This is a genomic window from Clostridium lacusfryxellense (assembly GCF_018861735.1).
GTDB classification, from domain to species: Bacteria; Bacillota; Clostridia; order Clostridiales; family Clostridiaceae; genus Clostridium_AD; species Clostridium_AD lacusfryxellense.
Map to the genome: position 1 here is coordinate 25,748 of NZ_JAHLEB010000027.1, position 26,886 is coordinate 52,633.

19 protein-coding genes are annotated in these 26,886 nt (G+C 30.5%); 8 read left to right on the forward strand and 11 right to left on the reverse strand.

Going from position 1 to position 26,886, the window contains the following annotated elements:
- Positions 1-73: 73 nt before the first annotated feature.
- Positions 74-1,582: a DUF1846 domain-containing protein gene (locus KPL55_RS15160; RefSeq protein WP_216307585.1), complete on the reverse strand. Its 1,509-nt coding sequence runs from the start codon at positions 1,580-1,582 to the stop codon at positions 74-76.
- A gap of 396 nt (positions 1,583-1,978) precedes the next feature.
- Between KPL55_RS15160 and queD the strand changes: the two genes are divergently transcribed.
- Genes queD through queC form a run of 4 tightly spaced genes read left to right on the forward strand, consistent with a single transcriptional unit; the run spans position 1,979 to position 4,394 of the window.
- The gene (gene queD / locus KPL55_RS15165; RefSeq protein ID WP_216307586.1) at positions 1,979-2,410 is read left to right on the forward strand and encodes a 6-carboxytetrahydropterin synthase QueD; all 432 of its coding nucleotides are present in this window, start codon (positions 1,979-1,981) and stop codon (positions 2,408-2,410) included.
- Position 2,411: 1 nt separating this feature from the next.
- On the forward strand, positions 2,412-3,077 hold the full coding sequence (gene queE / locus KPL55_RS15170) for a putative 7-carboxy-7-deazaguanine synthase QueE (RefSeq protein ID WP_216307612.1): 666 nt from the start codon (positions 2,412-2,414) through the stop codon (positions 3,075-3,077).
- A gap of 4 nt (positions 3,078-3,081) precedes the next feature.
- Positions 3,082-3,672, forward strand: a complete 591-nt coding sequence (gene folE / locus KPL55_RS15175) for a GTP cyclohydrolase I (RefSeq protein WP_216307587.1) — start codon at positions 3,082-3,084, stop codon at positions 3,670-3,672.
- Positions 3,673-3,725: 53 nt separating this feature from the next.
- Positions 3,726-4,394 (forward strand): 7-cyano-7-deazaguanine synthase QueC, encoded by a 669-nt coding sequence (gene queC, locus KPL55_RS15180; RefSeq protein ID WP_216307588.1) that lies wholly within the window; start codon positions 3,726-3,728, stop codon positions 4,392-4,394.
- Positions 4,395-4,406: 12 nt separating this feature from the next.
- Here the strand turns inward: queC and KPL55_RS15185 are convergent, their stop codons facing one another.
- From KPL55_RS15185 to KPL55_RS15195, 3 genes are all read right to left on the reverse strand, one after another.
- Positions 4,407-4,985: a 5' nucleotidase, NT5C type gene (locus tag KPL55_RS15185; protein ID WP_216307589.1), complete on the reverse strand. Its 579-nt coding sequence runs from the start codon at positions 4,983-4,985 to the stop codon at positions 4,407-4,409.
- Positions 4,986-5,168: 183 nt separating this feature from the next.
- The gene (locus tag KPL55_RS15190) at positions 5,169-6,098 is read right to left on the reverse strand and encodes a GNAT family N-acetyltransferase (RefSeq protein WP_216307590.1); all 930 of its coding nucleotides are present in this window, start codon (positions 6,096-6,098) and stop codon (positions 5,169-5,171) included.
- A 41-nt stretch (positions 6,099-6,139) separates the two neighbouring features.
- The gene (locus KPL55_RS15195; protein ID WP_216307591.1) at positions 6,140-6,814 is read right to left on the reverse strand and encodes a hypothetical protein; all 675 of its coding nucleotides are present in this window, start codon (positions 6,812-6,814) and stop codon (positions 6,140-6,142) included.
- 315 nt (positions 6,815-7,129) lie between these two features.
- On the opposite strand from KPL55_RS15195, the gene KPL55_RS15200 reads away from it, so the two are divergent.
- Both KPL55_RS15200 and KPL55_RS15205 read left to right on the forward strand, forming a co-directional pair.
- Positions 7,130-9,217, forward strand: a complete 2,088-nt coding sequence (locus tag KPL55_RS15200) for a helix-turn-helix domain-containing protein (RefSeq protein WP_216307592.1) — start codon at positions 7,130-7,132, stop codon at positions 9,215-9,217.
- Between the two features lie 149 nt (positions 9,218-9,366).
- Positions 9,367-10,779, forward strand: coding sequence for an MATE family efflux transporter (locus tag KPL55_RS15205; RefSeq protein WP_216307593.1), 1,413 nt, complete (start codon positions 9,367-9,369; stop codon positions 10,777-10,779).
- Here the strand turns inward: KPL55_RS15205 and KPL55_RS15210 are convergent.
- A complete protein-coding gene (locus KPL55_RS15210; RefSeq protein ID WP_216307594.1) occupies positions 10,766-11,422 on the reverse strand; it encodes a Type 1 glutamine amidotransferase-like domain-containing protein in 657 nt (218 codons plus the stop codon). The two genes, KPL55_RS15205 and KPL55_RS15210, sit on opposite strands and share 14 nt — an antisense overlap.
- Positions 11,423-11,898: 476 nt before the next feature.
- Here KPL55_RS15210 and gltX point away from each other — a divergent pair, with 476 nt between their 5' ends.
- The gene (gene gltX / locus KPL55_RS15215) at positions 11,899-13,554 is read left to right on the forward strand and encodes a glutamate--tRNA ligase (RefSeq protein WP_216307595.1); all 1,656 of its coding nucleotides are present in this window, start codon (positions 11,899-11,901) and stop codon (positions 13,552-13,554) included.
- Positions 13,555-13,610: 56 nt separating this feature from the next.
- Here gltX and KPL55_RS15220 read toward each other — a convergent pair whose 3' ends face one another.
- From KPL55_RS15220 to KPL55_RS15245, 6 genes are all read right to left on the reverse strand, one after another.
- Positions 13,611-15,371, reverse strand: coding sequence for a methyl-accepting chemotaxis protein (locus tag KPL55_RS15220; protein WP_216307596.1), 1,761 nt, complete (start codon positions 15,369-15,371; stop codon positions 13,611-13,613).
- A gap of 138 nt (positions 15,372-15,509) precedes the next feature.
- Complete coding sequence (locus KPL55_RS15225) at positions 15,510-17,345, reverse strand: ABC transporter ATP-binding protein (protein ID WP_216307597.1); 1,836 nt, start codon at positions 17,343-17,345, stop codon at positions 15,510-15,512.
- A gap of 23 nt (positions 17,346-17,368) precedes the next feature.
- Positions 17,369-19,159: an ABC transporter ATP-binding protein gene (locus KPL55_RS15230; protein ID WP_216307598.1), complete on the reverse strand. Its 1,791-nt coding sequence runs from the start codon at positions 19,157-19,159 to the stop codon at positions 17,369-17,371.
- A gap of 232 nt (positions 19,160-19,391) precedes the next feature.
- Positions 19,392-21,503, reverse strand: coding sequence for a methyl-accepting chemotaxis protein (locus KPL55_RS15235; protein ID WP_216307599.1), 2,112 nt, complete (start codon positions 21,501-21,503; stop codon positions 19,392-19,394).
- A 138-nt stretch (positions 21,504-21,641) separates the two neighbouring features.
- Positions 21,642-22,454 carry an SWIM zinc finger family protein gene (locus KPL55_RS15240; RefSeq protein WP_216307600.1) on the reverse strand — a complete coding sequence of 271 codons (813 nt, stop codon included), beginning with the start codon at positions 22,452-22,454 and terminating at the stop codon, positions 21,642-21,644.
- A 32-nt stretch (positions 22,455-22,486) separates the two neighbouring features.
- Positions 22,487-25,549, reverse strand: coding sequence for a DEAD/DEAH box helicase (locus KPL55_RS15245; RefSeq protein WP_216307601.1), 3,063 nt, complete (start codon positions 25,547-25,549; stop codon positions 22,487-22,489).
- A gap of 219 nt (positions 25,550-25,768) precedes the next feature.
- On the opposite strand from KPL55_RS15245, the gene KPL55_RS15250 reads away from it, so the two are divergent.
- Positions 25,769-26,674, forward strand: a complete 906-nt coding sequence (locus tag KPL55_RS15250) for a chemotaxis protein (RefSeq protein WP_216307602.1) — start codon at positions 25,769-25,771, stop codon at positions 26,672-26,674.
- Positions 26,675-26,886 lie beyond the last annotated feature (212 nt).

Below are 26,886 nucleotides of genomic sequence, written 5' to 3' on the forward strand. Positions count from 1 at the left end.
ATCATGAAAGCCCAATCTATCATTTTATAGATTGGGCTTTCATTTTATTTGTTTTTTGTAAAATTTCTAATAATTAATTATTATAGTAAAGACTTTCAGTTGCATATTCTGCATCACAAGTAATATCTATACCAAGTTTTCTAAAAGTTTGTTCGTCATTCGTACTTATAATTGTAGTTGAGTGAGCTTGGCACCCTTTTAGCATTATTAACTTATCCATAGCTACCTTTGCTATTGGATTTGTAGCGGCACATATACTAAGAGCAATTAGCACATTTTCACAATCTAAAGCTGGTTTCTTACTACCTAACGTTTGTGATTTTAGTTTTATTATTGGTTCAAGTATGACTGGAGAAATAAGATGAATTTCGTCATCTATATTTGCAAAATATTTAACAGCATTTAAAATTATAGCAGCTGTTGCATCCATTATATCTGAGCTTTTACTAGTTAATATTGTTCCATCTTCAAGTTCTATCGCTAAGGTCGGGCAATTTTCATTTTTACTAGAACATTGCTTTAAGGCTACTGAACGTTCTCTTGCAGGGATAACAACTTTCCTATCTTGCTGTTTTAAATTAAGTTCCTCCATAAGAAGTTTTACCCTATTAAAAGTTTCTTTATCTATGTAGCCTTTTTTATACTCACATCCTGTTTTAAAATACCTTCTTATTATCTCTTGCCTAGAAGCTTCTTTAATAACATCATCATCTATAATACCAAAACCTACTCTATTAACACCCATATCTGTTGGAGATTTATAAATAGCTTCTTCCTTAGTTATTCTTTCTATAATTCTCCTAAGTACAGGAAATGTTTCAATATCACGATTATAGTTTACAGATATCTTATTATAAGCATCAAAATGGAATGAATCCAACATATTTATATCGTTAAGATCTGCTGTTGCAGCCTCATATGCTATATTTAGAGGATGCTTTAATGGAATATTCCATACTGGGAAAGTTTCAAACTTTGAATAACCAGCTGCTCTGCCCTGCTTATGTTCATGATAAAGTTGACTAAGACAAGTAGCAAGTTTTCCACTTCCTGGTCCTGGTGCTGTTACAACAACAATAGATTTTGTTGTTGTGATATATGGATTTTCACCATACCCTTCATCACTTACAATTGCATCCACATCTGTAGGATACCCTTTTGTTGCCCTATGTTTATATACTTTTATACCTCTACGCTCTAGCTTATTTATAAAAATCGTGGTTGCTGGTTGACCATCATATCTGGTAATCACAACACTATTTACATCAAGCTCATATTCACGTAAATCATCGATTAATCTTAAAACATCAACATCATACGTGATTCCAAAATCTCCTCTTATTTTATTTCTTTCAATATCTCCTGAATATACGCAAATAATGACCTCAACTTTTTCTTTTAATTTATGTAGTAGCTTAATCTTTGCATTTTCATCAAATCCAGGTAAAACTCTTTTTGCATGGAGGTCGTTAAAAAGCTTACCTCCAAATTCTAAATATAATTTATCATAATTATTAACTCTTTCTAATATAAACTTTGATTGCTCCTCTAAATATTTCTTTTGATCAAATCCTATCTTCATTTTTTCTCCTCACTACAATATTTATTTTATATACATTTTATGATCAATTTTTATTCATAAATTTTATTAATAAATAAACTTTTACAACTTCATATTATTACACAATTTTAGTATAAAGTAAACTATTCCTGCAATTCCCTAAAATTCACTTATCATTTGACATACATCATAACTTATAGTAAAATTAGTAATTATAATAAAACCTAATAAGACAGTTCTAAACCATCCTGTCTATAAACAAAACTAGGACGTAACTACCGTTTTAGGTAGCTTTTTTTGTTAATGGGGTGGATAGCGCCCTTTTTTATTTGTAAAAAATTATATAATATAAAAACTAATGATGATTTCTATAGAAGTGTTAATTAAATTAGCATAAAATTTAAGGGAGCGTGACACATGTATATTTTAAAATCAGAACACAGCTTTGACAGCGCACATTTTCTTTCTGGTTATGAAGGAAAATGTGCATATATTCATGGCCATAGGTGGAAGGTTGAAGTTGAAGTACAATCCGAAACACTGCTTAAAAATGGTCAACTTAGTGGCATGATAGTAGATTTTGGTGATTTAAAAAAGGATGTTAAAGCTATGGTGGATTTTTACGACCATGCCTTAATTGTAGAAATAGGAAGCATGCGGGATAAAACCTTAAATTGTTTAAATGAAGATGGATTTAATATAATTATGGTGGATTTTAGAACAACAGCAGAAAACTTTTCAGCATTTTTCTTTAAATTAATGAAAGATAAAGGTTACAACGTAAGATCAACTACTGTTTATGAAACACCTACTAATAGTGCTACATATGAAGAAAGCGAGGCACATTAAAGTGAAATTTAAGGTAGTTGAAAAATTTATAAGTGTTAACGGAGAGGGTCCCTTATCAGGGCAACTAGTAGTATTTATAAGATTCGCAGGCTGCAATTTAAATTGTAGCTACTGCGATACCACTTGGGCTAACAAAAAAGACGTTAATTATGATCTTATGTCGTCTGATGATATATATCAGTATATAAAATCTACAGATATTAGAAATGTAACACTTACTGGTGGAGAACCTCTGTTACAAGAAGGCATTAGAGAACTATTAGAAGTATTGTCAATAGATAGTTTATTGCATGTCGAGATTGAAACTAATGGTAGTGTACTAGTAAATAAATTTTTAAGTATAGATAATCCACCAAGCTTTACTTTGGATTATAAGTTACCTTCAAGTAATATGGAAAGTAATATGAATTTAGATAACTATGAGTATATGAGTTATAAAGATACAGTTAAATTTGTTGCTGGAAGCATAATTGATTTGCAAAAGGCTAAATATATAATAGATAAATATGGGCTTTCATCTAAAACGAATGTCTACATTAGTCCAGTATTTGGGCAAATTAGCTTAGAAACTATGGTAGAATTTATGAAGAACAATAAAATGAACGGTGTTAATCTTCAAATGCAACTTCATAAAATTATCTGGGATCCAAATAAGAGAGGTGTTTAACATTATGGCAATAGATACAAAAGCAATTGAAGAACATATAAAAGGAATTTTAATAGCTCTAGGTGATGACCCAACAAGGGAAGGCCTTAAAGATACCCCATCACGCGTAGCTAAAATGTATGAAGAAGTATTTTCTGGAATGTTATATAGCAATGATGAAATTGCACAAATGTTTAACACTACATTTGTTGATGACCTAGAAGTTGAAGGTGATAATCTTGATATAGTAATAATGAAAGACATTCAAATATTTAGTTATTGTGAACATCATTTAGCGCTTATGTACAATATGAAAGTCTCGGTTGCGTATGTACCAACAAAAAAAATTATTGGCTTAAGCAAGATTGCAAGAATAGCTGATATGGTGGGCCGCAGACTTCAACTTCAAGAAAGAATAGGAACAGATATTGCAGAAATTATGCAAATAGTAACTGATTCTCCAGATATTGCGGTTATCATAGAAGGTGAACATGCTTGCATGACAACTCGTGGAATAAAGAAACCAGGCACTAAAACATTGTCAACTACCTATAGAGGAAGATTTAATACTGATGTAATATTAAATAATAAATTAATGATGCTCTATAGTAAATAAAAGCTCTATACTAAATAAGGACTTTTTACCAAATAAATGGAGGTGTTTAATTTATGAACAAAGAAAAAGCAATAGTAGTATTCAGTGGCGGACAAGATAGCACAACTTGTCTGTTCTGGGCGCTCGCAAAATATAAAGAGGTTATAGCTGTATCTTTTGATTATAATCAAAAACATATATTAGAACTTGATTGCGCCAAAAACATATGCGACAAACATGGCATTGAGTATCATGTTTTAGACCTAAGCCTATTAAACCAACTTGCACCAAATTCATTAACGCGCAGTGATATGAAAGTTGATAAAGAAGCTCCTAAAGGAAGTGTACCAAATTCTTTTGTTGATGGAAGAAACTTATTATTCTTAACTTTTGTTGCCATCTTTGCAAAACAAAGAGGAATAAATAACATTATAACAGGCGTATCTCAAAGCGATTTTAGTGGATATCCAGATTGCAGAGATGTGTTTATAAAATCCTTAAACGTAACCCTTAACCTAGCTATGGGTTATGATTTTGTCATTGAAACCCCTTTAATGTGGATTGACAAGGCGCAGACTTGGAAAATGGCTTATGATTTAGGTGTACTTGATATAGTTAAAGAAGAAACTTTGACTTGCTATAATGGAATAAAAGCTAACGGTTGTGGTGATTGTCCATCTTGTAAATTACGAAAAAAAGGATATTTAGAGTTTAAAGAAAAATATATTATAGATAAAAAATAAAATAAACTGTTATTACATTGCTTTGCTTTGTAATAACAGTTTATTTATTATGGAGTATATTTCTTTCCAGTTATAAACCCTAATTATATTATCATTTAATGGTTTTCGATTATAATTCGCATCTATTAAAAGCACCTTGAATCCTGCATTTGACAACTGAATTGCATTATCATAATTATCTTCAATAAATACGCTACAATTTAACTCTTTTGCTTTATCAACCTTGTAGTGACTACCTAAAACAAACAAATCATCATATATAATTTCATTTTTCTTTAAATATGAATGTGTAAACATAGTAAGTGTTTTATCTCTCGCGGTTACAAAATAAATATTATGAAGTTTACTTAGTCTTTCTATAACACGTTGAACATCTTCTCTTATCTCTTGCTGTGAATGAATTTCTATTTTGTTTTCTTCATAAAATTCATCATATTCTTCTTGCTTAATCCCCATTACCTCATGAATATAATATTTAGTAATCTCTTCCTCTGTTATATCTTTGTTGAAATACTTATTAGTAATATTAAGCCAATAATAAGGATCTGTTATAGTTCCATCAATATCAATACATATATTTAAATTTTTCATCTTGTCATCCCCTTCATTAATTCTTTGTTATTCCTTCATTATATGCTACTAAGATTAAGACTGTGTTAAATGTATATTATGATTTGTTTAAGCATTAAATATCAAATAATAACTATAAGAATACAAATCAATACAAAAATGACATTCACCAATCCATATAGAATGGTGAATGTCATTTTTATTTCAAGATACTATGTAATAATCCATTACTGAGATTTCTTCAAATCCACAAGATTCATAAAGCCCAAGTGCTGTTTTATTTTGACAAGCAACATCAAGAAATATATTTTCTATATTTTTTCTCTTTAATATGTCCATTGATAAGTTTAAAATTTCTCTCCCAAATCCATTTCCTCGAAAATCTGGGAGTACACCAAACCCATAAATAAACCCATTGTTGTTTGTTATTGAAAGATGTATTTTACCTATAATTTTACCATCAAACTCCGCCATATAACTTATAAAGTTATCTTCTTCCTGAATTAATGGTTTTTGTATATTTACCTCTGTTTCATCATAATCATTATCCACTGGAACATCTTTTATTGGATCTCCAAAATACACAGAACTTTGCTTATCAATTTCATTGGCATCTGCATTAGTTGCCAATCTAAGTTTAATAACATACTTATTAGAAAAATCCACTTTTTTATTATTTAAAGACATTTTGTACTCCGACGAAGCGTATTCGAATCCATTTGAGTTTATAAATGCTAACCCAGAAACAGATGTATGGTCACATAGAGCTAGTACCTCTTGTGGGTTTGACTTCTCCCACTCCTCCTTAGCTATTAAATACAGCTTTTTAAAGATTCCCCGCATTCTAAATTCAGGATGTACCATGCCACTGATTTCTATTGAAGCCCCTCCAAAATTACATATTCCTAAATAACCTACTAAAACATCATCTTCATAATATAAAAACTCTGTCATGATTTTATTTGTTATAGAATCTTTTACGACTTTTCTTCTTAAATTTTCTTTAAAATCAAGCTCCAATTTTAAATTAATTTTTTGTTTTTGATTACAAATACCCTCTAGCTTTTTAATAGATATATACTCTTCATCACTTAAATCATTCCTCTTTAAAATTATATGTTTGTGATAATCCATTATTCCCCCCTAATTCTAAGCACTCCAATTAAAATAGGAACCTAGATTCTACTACTAGTTCTATGCCTTTTGCTATCCCTATCTCTAGACATGACCATCCAAAAATGTCTAAGTGTGTGTAACCCCTCATAAATAAATCCTGTCTTTCGAAAATAAAGCACATCGTCTTCCGTCTTTACATTTTGCTTAAAAGGATAGTCGTTTAAATTTCCACTATAAACAATAAATTGCTTCATAACCTCACAAATATCCGTTGGAGTTATCTTATATGATTCGAGCGGAGTAAGTTTAATCCCCCCCCGCTTCAAAGCCTCCATTACAAACTCAGTGCATATGTATGTCTTATAAACTGAATGCCTCTTATTAGATATAACTCCAATGGCTCCAAGAAAATTATAGTAGTATATCTCATCATCATTATATATATCATAAATAAATTTATTTATTAATTCATATTTTCTAATTGTTACGGGTATTTTATATACATTGATAGGAACATTCTCATGCCGTCCTATATTAAGAGTAAATGCACTTTCACGAACTATCCCACCTACAAGGGGGTTGCTAATCGTAAATCTACAAAATGAATACATTTCACTTAAATTTTTATCTAAACTAATCGACGCATGGTTATAATCTTCCTTTAAAAATTTTCTAACTAACTTTCCTGTAGAAGTTGGCGTTCTTGAAATAACTACATATATATACTTTTCCATTTTATTTCTCCTAACAACCACCTAAATATAATTCAACTAAATGTTAAATATATGTAATAATAATTCCTAGAATAAAAATAAAAGTATTCATATTATAAACCTTATACTAATTATTTTCCATTAAATTATTTCTCATAGAATTATTTTGACTTAATATTAATACATTTATTTGTCGAGGTATTATAATATATTCTTTCCTTATTTTTCATCTTTTATGTGATTTATAAAAAATTTTATTATAAATTATGAAATAATATAATTCATTTTATGATGTATAATATAAATATACAAAATCATTAAAAAAGAGGTTTTACAATGAGAAAAGAATATATAACCTATATGAACGATTTACCTATAGATATCTCCCTTGAAAATATTGTAGACTATCCGATACATTGGCATAATTCTATAGAAATTATCTTTGTGCTTGAGGGTACCGTAAGTGTTCTTATAGAATCAGGAAAATATGAAATTAACGAAAGTGAGCTTGAAATTATAAATTGTGATGAAGCGCACAGAATTTATTCAAAAGAAGAAAATAAGGTTCTAATTTTCCATTTAGACCCTGCTTTTTTCGAGAAATATTATGATGATATGAAAAATATATATTTTTATACAAACTCTAGCCAAGAAGGTGTACAACGAGAGGAAAAGTATGATGATTTACGTAAATATCTATCAATTCTAGTCTGTGAAGTAATCCAGAAAAATGAAGATTTTGAGAAGCAAATAGATTCTATTATGGTAAAGTTATTATTTCATTTAATAAACAACTTTCATTATCTTAATTATGATGAGAAGAAGCCGCTAGAAAACCAAATACAATTTCAAAGATATCATAGAATTATTAAATATATTTATAACAACTATATGAATAAAATTAGTTTACAAGACATAGCAAGTATAGAATATTTAAGTTCTTATTATCTCTCTCATCAAATAAAAGATATGGCAGGCACCAGTTTTAAAGAGCTTGTAAATAATGTTCGCGTTGATGAATCTATTAAGTTACTCCTAGATACAGATAAAACTATATCAGATATTTCCTTTGATGTTGGTTTTTCTCATGCCAGGTATTATAATAAAAGTTTTAAGGACTACAATAATTGTACGCCACTACAGTTCAGGAAAAAATACTATATACCGGATGAAAAATTTGATAGCTTTAAAAAAATGGAATCACATTATTTATCTGGATCGCTCTCGTATTTGTCACCCTATTTAGAAGACTATGATAGGTTTAACTATACTAACAAGATTATAAAACTTCAGACAGATTTTTCACTTTCAAGTTCATCCTTCAATCATAGATGGAAGGAAAATATAAATTTAGGCCAAGCGAAAGAACTTATTAAGGCACAAGAACAAGGACATTTGAGGACACTTCAAGATACAATAGGTTTTGAAAATGGAATAATACTAAACTTATTTAGTAAAGAGATGAAAATATACTTTAATGAAAATGTTAATTTTTTAAATTGGAATGAGGTTGAAAAATTATTAGGGTTTTTAATGGAAATATCCCTTGTACCATTAATAATAATAAATCAAATCTTTGAAGATAAAAATTCTTTTATTACGCTTTTGGAAAGTTTTATACTATACTTTGCTGATATATATGGTTTTGATAAAGTTAAGCTCTGGAAATTTCAGGCCTCAAACGATTTAACTATAGAATACATAGATATTTCCCGGGAGATTTTCGAAAAATATAAATTGCAGAATTTAATAGAAATACCTTTTAATGTTCTTCCTGCTATTAATACTATTTATGATTCTTCTTATATGCTTCCATATATTATTCATAATTTTATTAATAATACTAGTAGCTTATATGCTTTAAAAGCTTTTGATACAGTAGAGGAAAATTCAATTTTAAATAATGAACTATTTTTTGGTTCCCCAGGTCTTCTTAATTTAGATGGTATAAAGAAAGCTTCCTACTATGCATATTATTTGTTATCAAAACTAGGTAATGAGCTTATAGACCAAGGAGACGGATATATTATAACGAAGCTTGGTGAAGATATTCAGGTTTTGCTTTACAGTTATAGTGAAGAGCTTAATACACTAATTAAACTAGAGGATTTATATAAAGGTAAGGGCAGTAAAAATATAACCGAGAGAAAAATATCCTTATCTATTAAAAATTTAATTCATGACTATAAGGTTATTAAATATGAAATTGGAGAAAAAGTTGGCTCAGCTTATGATATCTGGTTACGCATGGGTAAACCCAAAAGACTTGGTTATGATGAATGGAAAATCTTAACTAAGATTTCTGCTCCTAATATTTCTTTATCCTATACTAAAAAAACTGCTGTTTACAATAATATAATAAAAATAGAAGGCTATGGAGCTACCTTAATAGTTCTTCAAGAAGTACAAAAACACCTGTTTTAAGGTGTTTTTTTGTTATTTAAATATAAACCAAACTTACATGTTAGCAACTTTGTACTTTTTATATAGCAACTGTGGGAATGTTTATATATCTATAATAGGGTAAACTTATATTAAAGAAACAAAACAATTCTTAAGGAGAAGTGGATTTCATGACAATGAGTAACGTGGCAGAAAGCAATAAAATGTTTGGCGAGGAAAAGATAGGTAGACTACTATTAAAGTTTTCTGTGCCAGCTATAATTTCGTTAATGGTAGCAGAAATGTATAATATGGTAGATTCTATGTTTCTAGGTCAAACTATAGGAGCTAATGCCATTGGTGCATTAACCATAACTTTCCCAATTCAAAGGCTATTTTTTGCAGTATCCATGCTTATAGCCATCGGCGCTTCAACATCAGTTTCAAGAAGTTGCGGAGATAAAGATTTTGATAATATAAAAATAATTATACCAAATGCTATAATTCTAATGTTTATGATAATATCTGTATTTGCCGCTATTATTTATATTTTTCAAGATACTATTTTAATAAGCCTTGGAGCTTCAGCCAACACATTCCCACTTGCAAAGGAATATGTAAGTATTATATTAATCGGTGTACTTTTTCAATCTTTTACAATAATAGCATCTTACATTTTAACATCATTTGGAAACACTAAAATAGTTTTATTAAGTACCTCTATCGGAGCAATTTGTAATGTAATTATAGATTATTATTTAATAAATATATGCTCATATGGTGTAAAAGGAGCTGCTATAGCTACGGTCGTATCACAAATAATAGCTTTTATGTATGTTCTAATTATATTTATAAAATTAAAAATGGGATTAAAATTTTCATTTAGATTATCTCTTAACAAAGCAGTTTCAGTTGGAATAATATATGTTGGATTTTCAACCTTTATAGTAGAAATATCAGATGCTATAGTCGCTGCTGTATTAAACAATCTATTATTCTCCTATGGTGGAGATTTGGCTATAGTAACAATTGGTTTAACTACAAGAGTCTCAATGTTCTTATTCATGACTGTTATGGGTATAAGCTCTGCTATGCAGCCCATAGCTGCCTATAATTATGGCGCTGGAAACTATACTAGATTAAAAGAGGTTGTTAAAATATCTATAATTGCAGTATCTGCAAGTTCAACTTTGTTATGGGCACTCTTCATGATATTTTCAAAACAACTTATAGGTTTATTTATAAACGATAGTGCCATTATAGATCAAACAGTAAAGGCATTTAGAATGGTTATAGCCGTTTTCCCTTGCATTGGAGTATATTATTTAGCTATTTGCTATTGCCAAGCCATAAATAGAGTTAAAACCTCTTTTAAATTGTCTATCTTTAGGCAGCTAATAATATTTATTCCACTAGTGTATGCATTCGTAAGTGGTTTAGGGATGGGTGTATTCGGTGCATGGCTTGCTTATCCTGTATCGGATATGATAGCCTTCATTACCGCCGCTATATTTATTAAATATACCTATATCTCTTTAGAAATACTGGAAAGGCATCAAATTTACAAGAAAAATAAAGCTAAGCTTAAAATTAAGCTTGCCTAATCTCCCCTTCTTTAATCATATTTATATCCCCATAAAAGAGTAACTTATTATTCATTACAATTATTCCATCACCATCGTTACAGGTATAAATTGTGTTACCAGTTTTATTTGAATATTTTATAATGTCATCTAAATAATGACTATGCTCATTCCAATGTGGCATAAAGTCAAAATCAACTAAAGCTAAAGACGACAAATTTGATAATCCAACTATATCATCATCACCGAATTGTGCTGATGATATATCCTTTGACATCATTATTGCCCCTGCACTTAATCCTATAATATAACCACCGTTTTTAATATACTTTCTAAGTCTAGTTATTAAATATCTTTTCCTTAGGTTGTTTAAAAAGTAGTACGTGTTTCCACCAGATAAATATATTACATCTGACTTAAATATTTTTTCTGTTTTATTTAAATCACAAAAATCATCTATATCAAAATATTCATATTTAAAGTCACCATATTCATTTAATCTATCTTTTGTATTTTCAAAATGTCTTAATTTTTTATCTGTCTCCGTCTTTGAGGGTATATAACTCAATGTATATTTTTTATCTAAAAATATCTCTTTAATTTTTAATTTTAAATTTATATTATCTTTTTCAGTAAACTCACTGAGTAGAATTAATGCGCCCATACTACTATCTCCTCACTTCTATTTTATATATTATAACATATTTTTGTAAACCTATACATATATTAATTTTTGTTGTTTTATTGTTAACATATGGAAGTTTGTGAATCTTTAATCTCATATAATTTTCCTATGTAATATTCATTCTATTCACATATCATAATGTTGATACTATAATATTCATATAAATCATTTATATTATAAACCACTCCCGTTGACATTCTTAATAATATATGTATAATTAGAGTTAAATGTAATATAGGATAAAAGTAAGTATAATTTCAATTTAGAGAGAGCCAATGATGCTGGGAATTTGGTATTTGAATATGTTTTTGCATTAATTTAGGTGGTGCCACGAAAGTTTACCTTTCATCCTATTATATTATAGGATGAAAGGTTTTTTATTTTAAATTGAACTATGGGATGCATTGCTACTTATCACCTAATATGCTTAACTTTTATAAGAAAGGATGATTAAAATGGATTATTTAAAACTAGCAGATTTATTGTTACCTACCGTTTGCGAAACACCAGAATACTATAGAACTCTTTATCCCAAACGAAATCTTAAACCTAATGCCATGGTTACAAGGTATGCCCCAAGTCCCACTGGATTTCAGCATCTTGGAGGAGTATTTGCTGCTCTTATATCTGAAAGATTAGCTCACCAAAGTAATGGAATCTTCTTCTTTAGAGTAGAAGATACAGACAAAAAAAGAGAAGTAGTTGGTGCCATAGAAGATAGTACTAACACTTTGCACGATTTTGGAATCAATTTTGATGAAGGGGTTGTAGACTCAGATAGTGAAAAAGGCGCATATGGACCATATAAACAAAGCGACAGGATTAAAATATATCACACTTTTGTAAAGTCTTTAATATTAAAAGGTTTAGCATACCCTTGCTTTTGCACTGAAGAAGATTTAGACAATACAAGAAAAATTCAACAAGAAGCTAAAATAAATACAGGATATCATGGAAAATGGGCTGTTCACAGAAATTCTAGCCTCGATGAAATTATGGTTGAGTTGTCTAAAGGTACTCCTTTTGTTATAAGACTTAGATCTCCTGAAAACACTGATAAGAGAGTAGTGTGTAACGATTTAATCAAAGGAACTATAAGTATGCCAGAAAATGATCAAGATATTGTAATTCTTAAAACTAATGGAATTCCAACTTATCATTTCGCTCATGCTATAGATGATTATTTAATGGGAACAACCCATGTAATACGTGGTGAGGAATGGCTTTCATCTCTTCCTATACATTTACAATTGTTTGAATTGTTAGGGTTCACACCTCCAGAATATGCACATATACCTACAATAATGAAAATGGATGGAACATCAAAACGTAAGCTCAGTAAAAGAAAAGATCCTGAGATTTCTGTAGATTTTTATAAATCACAAGGATATCCGTTTATGTCTGTAACTGAGTACCTTATAAATTTAGTTAACTCTGATTTTCAAGAATGGAGAACTCAGAACCCTCTCGTTCCATGCACTAGCTTTAATATTTCCTTCGAAAACATGAGCAAAAGTGGAGCTTTATTTGATATTTTAAAACTTAACGATATAAGTAAAAATGTTATAGCTACTATGGATGCAGACCTTGTTTATGACCTTTACCTTAGTTGGGCAAAAGTTTATAATACTACAATTGCAACTAAACTCATAGAAAACGAAGATTATTCTAAGAAAATATTTAACATTGAAAGACTAAATGAAAAACCAAGAAAAGATTTTGTAAAATGGTTAGATGTTGCGCAGCATATTGAATTTTTCTTTGATGATTTCTATAAGAATAGTATTAAGGATGGTTATAATTTCCCTGATCATATAACAATTGAAGATGTTAACAGTGTACTCACTAGTTACATAGATGTATATGATTATTCTCATGATAATGATACTTGGTTTGCAACCCTTAAAGAACTTTCTGTTAAATTAGGGTATGCAAAAAACGCAAAAACTTTTAAAAAGAACCCAGAATTATATAAAGGTATACTCTCTGATGTTGCCACAATTGTAAGAGTAGCATTAACTAATAAAGTACAAACTCAAGATTTACATGAAGTTATGCAAGTTATGGGTGAGGCTAGAGTTATTGAAAGACTGAGTCAAAAATTTATTTAATGTATATAAATAAAGAAGGAAGCCAATTTAAATTGGTTTCCTTCTTTATTTATTCACTAAACTTCAAATGCATTTACTGCCTCTGTAAGCTTTACAGCAAGACTCTTTAAGTCTTGAGTGTGGGTAACAATTTGATCTATACTTGCTAATTGCTGCTCAGTTGTAGCCGCAACTTGCTCAGTCGCTGCTGAGTTTTCTTCAGTTGAAGCTGAAAGAGTTTCTAATATTTGAATTATATCATTTTTTTCAGTTTCCATTTCAACGCTGTAACCTTTAATGCTTTTCATATCACCAGAAATCTTACCTATTGAGCTTAATATCTGAGTGAATATATCTTTAGCATCTATTACAGCTTTACTTTGTTCTATAGCTATTGTGCTCCCAACTTCCATAGCTATAACTGCATCTTTTGATTTTTTTTGTACTCCGTCTATCAGCTGTTTAACTTTAGATGCGGAAATAGCAGACTGCGAAGCAAGCTTTCTTACTTCTTCCGCAACTACAGCAAATCCTTTTCCCTGTTCACCCGCTCTTGCAGCTTCTATAGCCGCATTTAGTGCAAGTAAATTTGTTTGCTCTGATATCTGGCTAATTGCCTCCGTGATTGCTCCAATTTCTATAGAGTTTCTATCAACCTCAAATATTATATCACTGACCTTGCCAGCAGCCTTTGCGTTTTCTTCTGATTTTCTTAGTAGTAACTCAATTGCCTCAAGGCCCTTACTTCCAATACCAACTGCTTCCTCTGTAGCCTCATTAGTTTTTACAGAAAGACCTGTAACAAGCTCTATTTTATCAGATAGAATCTTAATTCGATTAACTCCATTTTGGGTTTCTATAGCTTGCTCACTTGACCCTCTTGCAATTTCATCAACAGAAGCTGCTACCTCATTAATTGCTGCTGTATTTTCATCAACAATGCCATCTAAAACCTGAGATGATTTAAATACAACACTGGCCGAGTCTTTTACTGAGCGTATTAATTCGTTTACGTTTTTAACCATAGTATTAAATGATTCATTTAATTTACCAATTTCATCCCTGTTTCTTATATTTAAGTTTGGGATATTTAGGTTACCTGAAGCTACAATATCTACAGCTTCACCAATTTTTTTAATCGGACGTGATATGTGCTCCGCGAATAATATAATTAATGCTCCCCCAATAAGAAGAACTGCTAAGAGTACAACAAGTGTAGTCTTTAAAATTTTATTAGATCCCACATTAAAATCATTTTCATATGTTCCAGCACTAACAATCCAACCCCAATTAGGATCTGCCTTTTGATAAGTTATTTTACTTGAAATCTTATCTGAATTAGCAATAGTCCACCAATAAGTCAAATATCCTCCGCCGCTATTACCAATTCTAATTTGCTCCTTAACAAAATATGTACCATCTTTTTTATCTTTAAAATCTATTACGCTTTTGCCCTCTAGACTAGGATGGGCCGCTTCAACACCATCTTTAGTATATGCAAGTAGATATCCACTTTTTCCAAGACTAACATTTTTATTGATAGGCCTTGTACCGTCAGTATTTTTTTTACCTAACATATACTCGCGGGTTCTCTCTTGAGCATCTTCAAGCGTTAACTTTCCTCCGTCTACAAGCTTCTGATTTGCATCAATTACTTGTAACGTCATTTCAACACTATTTTTAAGAAGAATCTTACCACTATCTTCAAGTTCTTTTTTAGCTACCGAATAACTTATTAGTCCAAGTGCAATTACAGGTATAAGTAAAAGCATTCCTGTCACCATAATTAGCTTTGTCCTTATATTAAATCCCTTTGTTTTCTTACGTTCTTTTTTCATTAAGCCGAGCCCCCTCTATAATAGATCCCTTTATTATCGACAGGTTATGACATTTACTTTATACTTTATGACAATATATATTATTATTTTTTTGTAAAATAATTAAGCCATAGAAACTACTACGGCTTAATTAACAATTTAAATTTCTTTGCTTAGCTTTTCCTTTTCCTCTAGTAACTGATTTGTATAGAGGTTATAGTAATATCCTTTTTTCCTAATCAACTCTTTGTGATTACCAGATTCGGTAATTTCGCCATGCCTTATAACAAGAATTTTATCTGCTGATACTATAGTTGAAAGTCTATGTGCTACCACAAAGCTAGTTCTTCCACTCAAGACCCTCTCTATAGCGTTTTGTATCATTCTTTCTGTTTCTGTATCTATAGAAGATGTTGCTTCATCAAGAACGAATAGTGCGGGGTCTGCTACTATAGCTCTGGCAAACGAGATAAGTTGTTTCTCTCCTGTAGACAAGTTTCCTCCCCCTTCACCAACCTGGGTCTCATAACCATTTTCTAGTTTACTAATAAAGTTGTGTGCATTTACAAGTTTCGCTGCATTTTCAATTTCACCTTGAGTCGCATCAAGTTTTCCATAAATAATATTATCCCTAATAGTTCCACTAAATAAATGTGGACTTTGAAGTACATAACCAATATTTGATTGGAGCCACAATAATGAACGCTTTCTATAATCTAGTCCATCTATTAGTATTTCTCCACTACTTGGCTCATAAAACCTACAAAGTAAATTTACTAAAGTACTTTTACCAGATCCAGTTTCACCAACTAACGCTATAGTTTCGCCTTTTTTCACTTTTAAATTAAAGTTTTGAAATACCTTTTCTCCGTTCTTATATTTAAAACATACATCTTTAAACTCAATATCTCCGCGTATTTCTTCCCAGTTTTCTCGCTTCGCATTAAATAAGTCTCCATATTTGTAAATTACATCTTTATGGTCCCATATATCTGGCTCTGTTTCTATTAAAGCTATAATTCTCTCTGCAGATGCCTGTGCATTTTGAAGTTCTGCAATTGTTGCAGCAAGGCGGCTTACTGGATCAAAAAACTGAACTGTATATGCAATAAACATTACAAAAGTACCATATGATAATGAATTCGCTATAACACTATTTCCGCCCAGCCACAAAACAAAACCCGCTCCAATACTTCCCATAGATATAACAATTGGAAGAAATAGTGCAGAAAAAGTAGCTGCAGTAACTGATGAATTCCTCATATGACTTGCATCTATCTTGAATTCTTTTAAATTTTCTTCCTCTCGGACAAGAATTTTAGTAGTTTTAGCTCCTGATACCTCTTCACTAAAATCTGCAGTTAATGTTGAGTTCAATTTTCTTACTTTCCTATATGATTTTAATATTTTCTTTTGAAAAAATATCCCTATTAAAAATAAGATTGGAACCACGCTCATACATATAAGTGTTAGTTTTACATTATTATAAAGCATTACTCCTAGAAATCCAACCATCATTGAAATGGCCCAAACCATGTCAATTAGACCCCAAGATATTATTTCACTGAGCCTTGTTACATCCGATGTCATTCTTGCCATAAGCCATCCAAGGCTTGAGGTATCATAATATGAAAATGATAACTGTTGGAGCCTCTTAAATCCAAGCTTTCTTATGTGATATGCAAGATGTGTTTCTATTTTTCCTGCATTTATTATGAATAATCTTACATTTAGTGCTTGAAAAACAACAATACAAAAATAAGCTAATGCAAAAACTATAAGACCATCTGTAGTTTTCTTAACTATAAAGTTATCAATGGCATACCTTGTTAGAAGCGGCATAACTACATCTATTCCTGCAACCCCCACCATGAGAAACGCCAAAAACATAAGTCCATTTTTAAATTCTGAAAGATATTTAAAGAGCTTTTTCCATATACCTATATCTATTTTATCTTTTCTTTTATTTTTTTTTGCTTTATTTTTATTAACCATAATTTATCTCCCTTTTACTTCCTTTATACCTGCTCATCATCGTCAAGTACATCTAGTGACGTCTGGATATCCCATATTCTTTTATAAATACCATCTTTATTAATAAGGGTTTCGTGGTCGCCTATCTCTTCAATAATTCCGTGATTTAAAACTATGATTTTATCTGCATCCATAACTGTCGAAATTCTATGAGAAATTATAAATGTTGTGTTATCTTTACTTCTATGTTTAAGTTGCTTCCTTATAATTCTATCAGTCTGCGTATCCACTGCACTTAATGAATCATCAAATATTAATATAGGCATATCCTTTAAAAGTGTCCTTGCAATAGCTACCCTTTGCCTTTGTCCTCCTGACAATGTAACACCCTTTTCTCCAACTATTGTGTCATACCCCTTCTCAAAAGATGTAATAACATTATGAACGGCAGCTACTGTAGCTGCATTATGTATTTCAATATCTCCAGAATGCAATTTGGCCATTTTTATATTTTCCTTAATAGTTCTTGAATAAAGAAAAGGTTCCTGAAGTACTATTCCAACATTACTTCTCATATGCTTTCTTTCGATGTCCTTAAGCTCTACTCCATCAACCTTTATAGAGCCACTATAGTCATAAAGTCTTAATAATAGATGTACTAGTGATGATTTACCAGATCCTGTTGGTCCAACTATAGCAACAGTTTCACCTTTTTTCACTGAAAAAGTTATATCTCTCAAAATTTTATTACCCTTCTCATATTCAAAGTTAACATTTTCAAAACTTATATTACCTTTAATTTCACTCTTTAATGCTTTCCCATATTCTTGTTCTACGGGAGTTTCAAGGATGTTTGTTATTCTACCAAGCGATACTGACATCTTTCCCATATCCGAAAGAATCCTTCCTAGTTGCCTTACTGGCCATAATAACATTCCCTCATAAGTATTAAATACAACCAAAGTACCTAAACTTATATCTCCATTTACCGCAAAATATATACCCGATACTAATACTAAACCTATTTGAGTCATGCAAAGCACATCTGATGTAGACCAATAACTTGCTAAAAGCTTTACTAATTTAAAATTTAAATCTCTATATTTCATATTTTCTTTTTCATATTTTTCAATCTCAAAGCTCTGTCTTCCAAATGCCTTAACTACCCTGACACCACTTAAATTTTCTTGAAGAACTGTTGTTAAAACTCCTTCTTGCGCATCTGATTTTTCAAAGGTATTCTTAACTTTATAAAAAAACACATATGAATATATAAATATAAATGGAACTACTAGCATTGCTATAACTGTCATTGTTTTATTAAGTGATAACATCATTATAATTGCGAATATTACAATAAAAAATGCTCTTCCTATTTCCACCATTTGCGTAGCAAAGAATTTCCTAACAGTATCCACATCAGATGTACATCTTTGAATGAGATCTCCAGATTCTGATTTTACATGATATCCATATGGTAGATTCTGAATATGATCATAAAGATTCACTCTCATATTTTTAGCTATGTTTTCAGAAGCCCTAGCAGAAAAATTTCCGCTTAAGAATAAGAATATCCCTCGCATACATGTTAATGTAATGAGAATCAAAGCACATATCCATAGATTTGCCCAAAGTACCTTTGTGCCACCCAGTAGTAAAACCAGCTTTTGCATAGCTAATGGAACATCCATAGGTTTGTTACCAATTACTGAATCTATTGTTACTTTTATAACCATAGGTTCTAGCATTGCTATAAATGTAGCTGCTGCTACTGATAGTATTGCAGTAATATACAATGATCTGTTTCCTCTAGTTAAATTTAAAAGTTTGTTCATGAAATTTCCCTCCTTGTGTAGCTACATAACAAGTCCCTATTTTTCTTACTTGCTATTTCTAATTATACAATAAATAATATGTTTTTTAAATTTAAAAGCCGAAGAATAAAAATTCTTCGGCATAATTACTAATTAAAATTCAAACATACTAATTAAAATTCATACTTACTAATTAAAATTCAAACTTACTAATTAAAATTCAAACTTACTAATTAAAATTCAAACTTACTAATTAAAATTCAAACTTATCAATTAGATTTTTTAGATTACTTGAATCATCACTTAGATTTTCTGCAAGTGCATATATTTCAGCGCTAACAATTACTTGACTTTCTAGTGATGCTGTAACTTCCTCAGTGGAAGCTGTATTTTTTTGTGATATATCTGAAATTTTATTTACACTTTTATTTAATACCTCTTTGTCTCTATCTATTATTTCTATCGAGTTTTTCGTGTTGCCCATAGAAACTAATATATTCTCTGTTGAGATTTTTATTAAACTAAATGCATTAACAGTTTTGCTCACTTGTTCTAACTCCTTATTAAAAAGAACTTGCGCACTAGAAGAAATATTAATTGATTTTTTTATTGATGTATTTACATTATCAATAATACTTTTTATTTGTAGCGCTGAGGCTCTTGACTCCTCTGCAAGTTTTCTTATTTCATTTGCAACTACTGAGAATCCTCTTCCAGCGTCACCTGCTCTCGCGGCTTCTATTGAAGCATTTAATGCAAGCAAGTTAGTTTGCACTGTTATATTATTTATTTTGTCAAGTATTCCTATTATATCTTTTGTGTTATTACTTAAGTCATTAATTGTATCCGTTACCATTACCATCGCTTTTGAATTATTATTTGATGTCTCACTTAAGGTATTTATAGCTTCATTATTTTTATTAATGATATCAACAGATTCACTTGTAGCTTTATTTACATCATTTAATCCACCTACAGCTTTATTAATCTCAGAATTAAAATTATATGAGATTTCTACACATCTTATTGCTTCCTCAGTTTGGTTTGTAGATCCACATGCAATTTCCCCTGCAGCCGCACTAATCGACTCAGATGACATATTTAAATCTTCACATATACTTAATAACTTTATAGCTGAATTATTTGTTTTGTCAGTAATTCTAGCTGTTGTTAAAATCATATCTTTTAAGTTTAATACCATTTTATTAAAGTACGTACTTAATTCATTAATCTCCAAAATTTTATATTTCTCAGATTTCACTAAAAAACTACCTCTAGATAACGTCTTCGTAAGCTCTATAATATCATTTATAGGTTTTGTAATCTGGAGCGTTGTAAAAAATGACACAATACAAGATAATATTATACATACAGCCATTATAATTAAGATATATACCCCTATACTACTTGCCATTGAATAAAGCTCATTGTGAGGTACTACAGCAACAAATTTCCACTCTGTTTTTTCCGATGTAGAAAATACACCAAACATATTTTTATTTTGAGCCTTATATGTAAAAGATCCCTCTTTCGCACTTTTTATTTTAGGCAAATATTCTTCACTTGCTTTTTTACCTATTTGATCTTTCTTTTTACTTGTTATTATATCTCCGTTTTTATTAACAATAAGCATAAAACCATTTTTGCCAATTTGAGTATCTATAAGTGTAGATGTAAGTACATTAAGGTCTACATCAATTTTTAATACTCCACAGTTTATACCACTATTAAGGTCCTTTATAACGCGAACTTGACTAATAACCATTTCTTTTTTAGCATTTAATGAAGGTTTTGTCCATATTGATCCTCCATCAAGCTCAATAGCTTTTTTATACCACTCTTCTCCCTTTGCCTTTTCAATATCTTCATCGGCAACATTTCCTGAATTCGATGCCCCTGACAGTTTCTTATCGTTATATATGTATATATTTTTAATATGCTCAGAATTAGTAGCATTTAAAGATTGAAGATAATCAGAAATCTCCTTTTTTCTTACAAGCCCATCATATACATCACCAATAGGTTCTATAAACAAGTTAGTATACTTAGGATTAGATAATATTTGCACAGATACATTTTCAACATTCCTATTAACTAGTTCAATATAGTTTTTATTTTGATTCAAAATCTGATCAGTTGATTGTTTAAATTCCTGCGTTACCTTGGATTTCATTATAAAAAATATTACCAGTCCCAAAAATAATAAAGAGAAAAAAACAATTGCCGTTGTAGTAGAAACTAGCTTTCTTAGTAAGCTCTTTTTTACAAGTAATTGTTTAAAAACGTTTTCATTTGTGCTTTTATTCTTTATTTCACCTCTCTTTTTACTTTTTATTTCACCCTTTCTTTTAATTCTCACTTTCATACTAGGAACCCCCCTCTGTCCCCTTTATTATAGTATTACTAATAGTAATTAATCCATTGGTTAAGTTTACATATTTTTTTTATAATATTTGTACTAAATTACAAATATTATATTTGCATCTAAATTCACTAAAGTTTTTTACTTTCTATTTAAATATTTTCTAGTTTCCTCTTCAGCGTTATTATACGCTGTGCTCATTTTACATCTAAACTCATCCTCACTAGCGCAGAATTCTGGAATTCCTAGTGTTTTTATAACACCGTGCTTAACTTCGGGCGTTAAATAAGAAAATGACATATCTAGTTCCTCAATATCTAGCCTATTAAAACTTTCAAACTCTCTTTTTAAGTCTTCAATTGTTTTTCTTGATCTGCGGTGTATCCTTGCTTTTCTTTTAATCGTATCGCCCTCGCTGCCACTTCTTAAAGTTCTAAGCGCCTTTAAAAACTGCTGCTTATCCATTCCTCTCAGTTTTAAAATTACAAATGGGTCCTTATCAAATTCAAGCCCAAGCATATAATGCACTGCAGCAATGTGTTTGCATGGATTTGCAGTATCGCCACATGAACACTGCGTAATTAAATGTATTTGTTTTTTAGGAAAAAGAGAAACCTTTGCTTCTTTAAAAGCTTCTTCTATATTTTCAGGCATCTCCCCATTTAGAAGTTTTGCACAAAAAATAGCTTTTCTAGCCATGATATTCATAATTTTTTCCCACTCAATCGGTGTAAAACTATCAAGTTCCATACTTACTTTATAAGGCTCTGATCTACCACCCTGAACTAAAGCATTAATTTCGCCTTTTGAAATATCTATGCTCAGTACGTTGCCAGCTCTTGCATATTCTCGTCCTTTATCAACTCTAGAACTTATTGTAAAACTAGAAATTGCATTATTCCACTTCTTAGACCACCAATTGCTACCAAACTCGTTTCTTATTCTTCCAGTCAAAAAGTCACATCTCCTTGCCTCTAGGTTAACTTTTAATTATACTCTTTATTATCATGTTCTAATACAAATAGTTCTCTAAGCTCAATATTGCTCATCTCAGATATCCAATTTTCATTAGTTGAAACTACACTTTCGGCAAGTGCCTGTTTTCGTTCTAGCATTTGATCAATTTTTTCTTCTAGTGTCCCCATGCATATAAATTTATGCACATGGACGTTCTTAAGTTGCCCTATTCTAAATGCCCTATCTGTTGCTTGATTTTCTACTGCCGGGTTCCACCATCTATCAAAATGAAACACATGATTAGCTTTTGTTAGGTTTAACCCAAGTCCACCAGCCTTTAAAGATAATATAAATACCATAGGTTCATTGCCGTCGCCTTGGAAAATATCAATTAGCTCTTCCCTTTTCTTTCGGCTTGTTCCCCCATGCAGAAATAATGTTCTTACTCCTAATTTTTTTTCAATCTCCGTTTCTAATATGTGTCCCATTTCAGCAAACTGCGTAAATACTAATGACCTATCACCTTCTTCTACAACAACCTCGAGCATTTCAAGAAGCCTATCAAGTTTTCCAGATCGTCCTTCTATATCACCGTTGTCCTTTAAAAATTGAACAGGATGATTACAAATTTGCTTAAATTTTGTTAATGAGGAAATAATAAGTCCTCGCCTTCTAATGCCTTCAGAGCTATCAATTTTATTTAAACAATCCTTCACAACAGCTTGATATAACGTCGCCTGCTCAGTTGTTAGCGATGCATACTCCTTAGTTTCAATTTTCTCTGGTAAATCTTTAATAATGTTTTTATCAGTTTTGAGCCTTCTTAGCACAAAGGGTGATATTATTTTTTTCAGCTTATTACTTTTTTTAGGATCTCCATCTCTTTCAATAGGAATTGCGAATTCACTTCTAAATGTTGACCAATTGTACAAATATCCTTTATTCAAAAAGTCCATAATAGACCATAAATCTGAAAGTCTGTTTTCAACTGGTGTTCCTGTTAATGCAACTTTATATTCAGCTTTAAGAGTTTTTATATATTGAGTTTGTTTTGAAGCACTATTTTTAATATTTTGAGCCTCATCCAATATAATCCCTGCCCATTCTTCCTTTTGGAATAAATCCTTATCTCTTACTATTAGAGCATAGGTTGTAATAACTACTTCATTTTTATGTATTTCCGCACTAAAATCTTCATAACTCCACCTACTATTTCCATGATGAATTGCCGCTTTAAGATTGGGTGCAAATTTTTCAATTTCTCTTTCCCAATTTCCAACAACGGAAGTAGGACATATTATTAAAGTAGGTTTATCCGTTAGGCCCTTTTCCCTCTCGTAAAGCATAAGACATATGCTTTGTACTGTTTTACCAAGCCCCATATCATCAGCTAGGCAAGCACCTATACCATGATTACGTAAGAAGGTTAACCAAGAGAATCCTCTTTTTTGATATTCACGAAGAGTACCCCTAAACCCTAATGGAATATCAACCTCTTCTATATTATTCAAATTAAACAGCTGCTCAAAAAAATGGCCCACTGCTTCTTGATTATCTATAGTCTCAACGCTTACTCCAGGAATTATTTCCTCTTCACTCAAATTAAGTCTTAATAATTCTCCTACTGGAATCTTACCATTTAAGCCTTTGTTCATTTTCATCTTGGAAAGTGTTTTAATTTGATGTATATCAACTTGAACCCATTGACCTCTTAATTGAATAAATGGCACTTTCAAATTTGATATCTTCTCAAATTCTTTTTCACTTATTTCATTGCCATTCAACGCAAGTTTCCAATCATATTCAAGAATAGTATCCATATTAAATGTACTTTTCGCTGCCGAATTAGTATTTACAACTCGGTTTTTATCTTTTAGTTTCACTGAAAGTCTTGACGGCTTTTTCCACCAAGCTGGTGCAATAATTCCAAATCCCTTTTCATTTAAGAAATATGCCGATTCTCTTAAAAATGAGTAGGCCTCCTCCACGGAAAGCTTACATTCTACAGGTACTGCATCATATAAACTTCTTTCAATAGGGATAAAGACTTTTGCTGCAACAGCTAAATCCTCTAGTAGCCTTTCTTGAGGATTATTAAATTTTTTATTTAAATATGTTATAGTATCAACTGATTCCTCAAATATCATTTTTGCCGGGAGCATAAGACTAGGATCATCCTTTGCCTGAAGTAGATATTCAAGTGTCCAGTCCTCTTCACGAGCAGGTGGATTAACCTTAAAACACGTACGAAATTTAAATTTACTATTTTTTATTTTTATAGGTTCTATCCATTTCTTATACTCATTTAACATTTTAATCTGACCACTTGTATCAACTGGTATCTCAGGTAACTCTGAAAAAAGTGAATGCATCCAAGTACTACTTAAATTGCTAAAATTATTTTCTAAGAAATCATTATCTTCATTGATATTAGTGCAGCTACTTCTTACCATACTATCAATCATAGAATCCATGAAACTACTTACTAATCTAGTACTATTAGTGTATATGAATTCCTGATTTTCCAAATGAAAATATGCTTTACAAGTCGTCGGCATATTGTTGCATAAAACCTTCTTTTTATCAATATACTCTGGGTCACTTGTGTGCCATCTCCACTGAGAATTAACTTTGTTATTTACTCTATCAATAACAAGTGACGGCAAATATTTGTGTTTAATTATTAACTCTGCCGTAAATCTAGCCACTGTAATCCAAAACTTTAGTTCTCCTGATAATTCTATTTGTTCTAGATTATTTTTATCTATGTTTAAAATCATATCAAATGCATCTAAATTATTAAAAGTAATTCCTCTAATTTCCCTCTTAAGAAGTTCTTTAGATTCAAAATTATATTTATATTTCCCGTATTTCATTTCTAGAGCAGAATCACTTATTTTATTATGTAATTCTATAACTGAAGCCATCTCTTCATATAGTGGAAGTGCATTTTTAGGTTTCCTACCTCTTCTTACACATTTAGTTTCTCCACTCTGACCCCACAATATAAATGTATGTTTGCCTTGCGTAGTTTCTATCCATCCGCCATTTAATATCAATTTCACTTCACCCTCTAATAGTGCTGTTATCATTTTACTGCATACTATACAGTTTAACATATTTAACTGTATAATTTCACTTTTATATTATGTTTTATTAACTTAAAATTCGACTTTCCGTATAATTTTTTTCTACAATTAAATATTAAGTTATTAAATTAAATGTTAAGTTATATATTTTCCGTTCGAAATATATAGTATATATCTTTTTATCAATTACTATGTTATATCTATTTGAAAGCGAGGGTAAATATGAATAATAATATACTACTAGAATCTGGAACTGGCGAGGTTGAAATCTTAGAATTTATTATAAATAATAAATATTATGCAATTAACATTATAAAAGTCAAAGAGGTGATACATTCAGATAATTTAACAAAACTACCTGAGTCTCATCCTGCTATATCGGGACTTACTCTATATAGAGACAAGATAATAACTTTAATAGATTTAAAATATGTCTTAGAAAAACAACACAAAGATGAAATTAAATCAACAATTATTCTTTGTGAATTTAATAAAATAGAGGTAGCTTTTAGTATCGACAACATTGTCGGTGTTCATCGCATTAAATGGGAACAGATAACTAAACCCGATGACATAACTATTAATTCATTAGTCATAGGTAATATTGTTTTAAGCAATAAAATAATATTACTACTAGATTTCGAAAAAATAGTTACTGATATTAGTCCTTCTACAGGGATAAGCGAAGACAGGATTGTTAATATCGATTATAAAGATAGATCTAAGGTAAAACTTGTTATAGCAGATGATTCACCGTTAATTAGAAGGTTATTAAAAGATACACTAATCAAGGCTGGTTTCCAAAATCTTAGAATATTTGATGATGGAAAACAGGTTCTAGATTATTTGCTTAACTTAGTTCACGATAAAAACGAAAATTTCATGGAAGATGTTCATGTTCTTATATCTGACATTGAAATGCCCCAAATGGATGGTCATACCCTAACTAGAAAAATTAAAGAACATAACATTCTAAAGAAATTGCCTGTTATTTTATTTTCATCATTAATTACTAGTGACTTAAAACACAAAGGAAAAGCTGTTGGTGCAGACGCTCAACTAAGTAAACCCGAAATAGGAGAACTAGTAGTTTGTGTTGATGGATTTACTAGCTCTCTTAATAGCTAAAGGCTAATATACCACAGTTTTTCAACGTTACTATTTAGGTATTCCCTCTAGGAAATGTCTAAATAGTAACTTTTTTTAGTTAACATGTCGTATTATTGCATTAGAGACAAGTAATCTTACCTGAGCTAAGCTCACAGGACTCTCCCATGATAGAGCAATATATATGGCAATTGCCATATTGATCTAATAGGAATAACATTAAATGTACGCGT

Coding starts and splice junctions, on each gene's coding strand:
- gltX (WP_216307595.1), top strand. CDS start 11,899: ATGGATTATTTAAAACTAGCAGATTTATTGTTACCTACCGTTTGCGAA.
- KPL55_RS15195 (WP_216307591.1), bottom strand. CDS start 6,814: ATGGAAAAGTATATATATGTAGTTATTTCAAGAACGCCAACTTCTACA.
- KPL55_RS15230 (WP_216307598.1), bottom strand. CDS start 19,159: ATGAACAAACTTTTAAATTTAACTAGAGGAAACAGATCATTGTATATT.
- KPL55_RS15220 (WP_216307596.1), bottom strand. CDS start 15,371: ATGAAAAAAGAACGTAAGAAAACAAAGGGATTTAATATAAGGACAAAG.
- folE (WP_216307587.1), top strand. CDS start 3,082: ATGGCAATAGATACAAAAGCAATTGAAGAACATATAAAAGGAATTTTA.
- KPL55_RS15160 (WP_216307585.1), bottom strand. CDS start 1,582: ATGAAGATAGGATTTGATCAAAAGAAATATTTAGAGGAGCAATCAAAG.
- KPL55_RS15190 (WP_216307590.1), bottom strand. CDS start 6,098: ATGGATTATCACAAACATATAATTTTAAAGAGGAATGATTTAAGTGAT.
- KPL55_RS15235 (WP_216307599.1), bottom strand. CDS start 21,503: ATGAAAGTGAGAATTAAAAGAAAGGGTGAAATAAAAAGTAAAAAGAGA.
- queD (WP_216307586.1), top strand. CDS start 1,979: ATGTATATTTTAAAATCAGAACACAGCTTTGACAGCGCACATTTTCTT.
- KPL55_RS15185 (WP_216307589.1), bottom strand. CDS start 4,985: ATGAAAAATTTAAATATATGTATTGATATTGATGGAACTATAACAGAT.
- KPL55_RS15205 (WP_216307593.1), top strand. CDS start 9,367: ATGACAATGAGTAACGTGGCAGAAAGCAATAAAATGTTTGGCGAGGAA.
- KPL55_RS15250 (WP_216307602.1), top strand. CDS start 25,769: ATGAATAATAATATACTACTAGAATCTGGAACTGGCGAGGTTGAAATC.
- KPL55_RS15245 (WP_216307601.1), bottom strand. CDS start 25,549: ATGATAACAGCACTATTAGAGGGTGAAGTGAAATTGATATTAAATGGC.
- KPL55_RS15225 (WP_216307597.1), bottom strand. CDS start 17,345: ATGGTTAATAAAAATAAAGCAAAAAAAAATAAAAGAAAAGATAAAATA.
- KPL55_RS15210 (WP_216307594.1), bottom strand. CDS start 11,422: ATGGGCGCATTAATTCTACTCAGTGAGTTTACTGAAAAAGATAATATA.
- queC (WP_216307588.1), top strand. CDS start 3,726: ATGAACAAAGAAAAAGCAATAGTAGTATTCAGTGGCGGACAAGATAGC.
- KPL55_RS15200 (WP_216307592.1), top strand. CDS start 7,130: ATGAGAAAAGAATATATAACCTATATGAACGATTTACCTATAGATATC.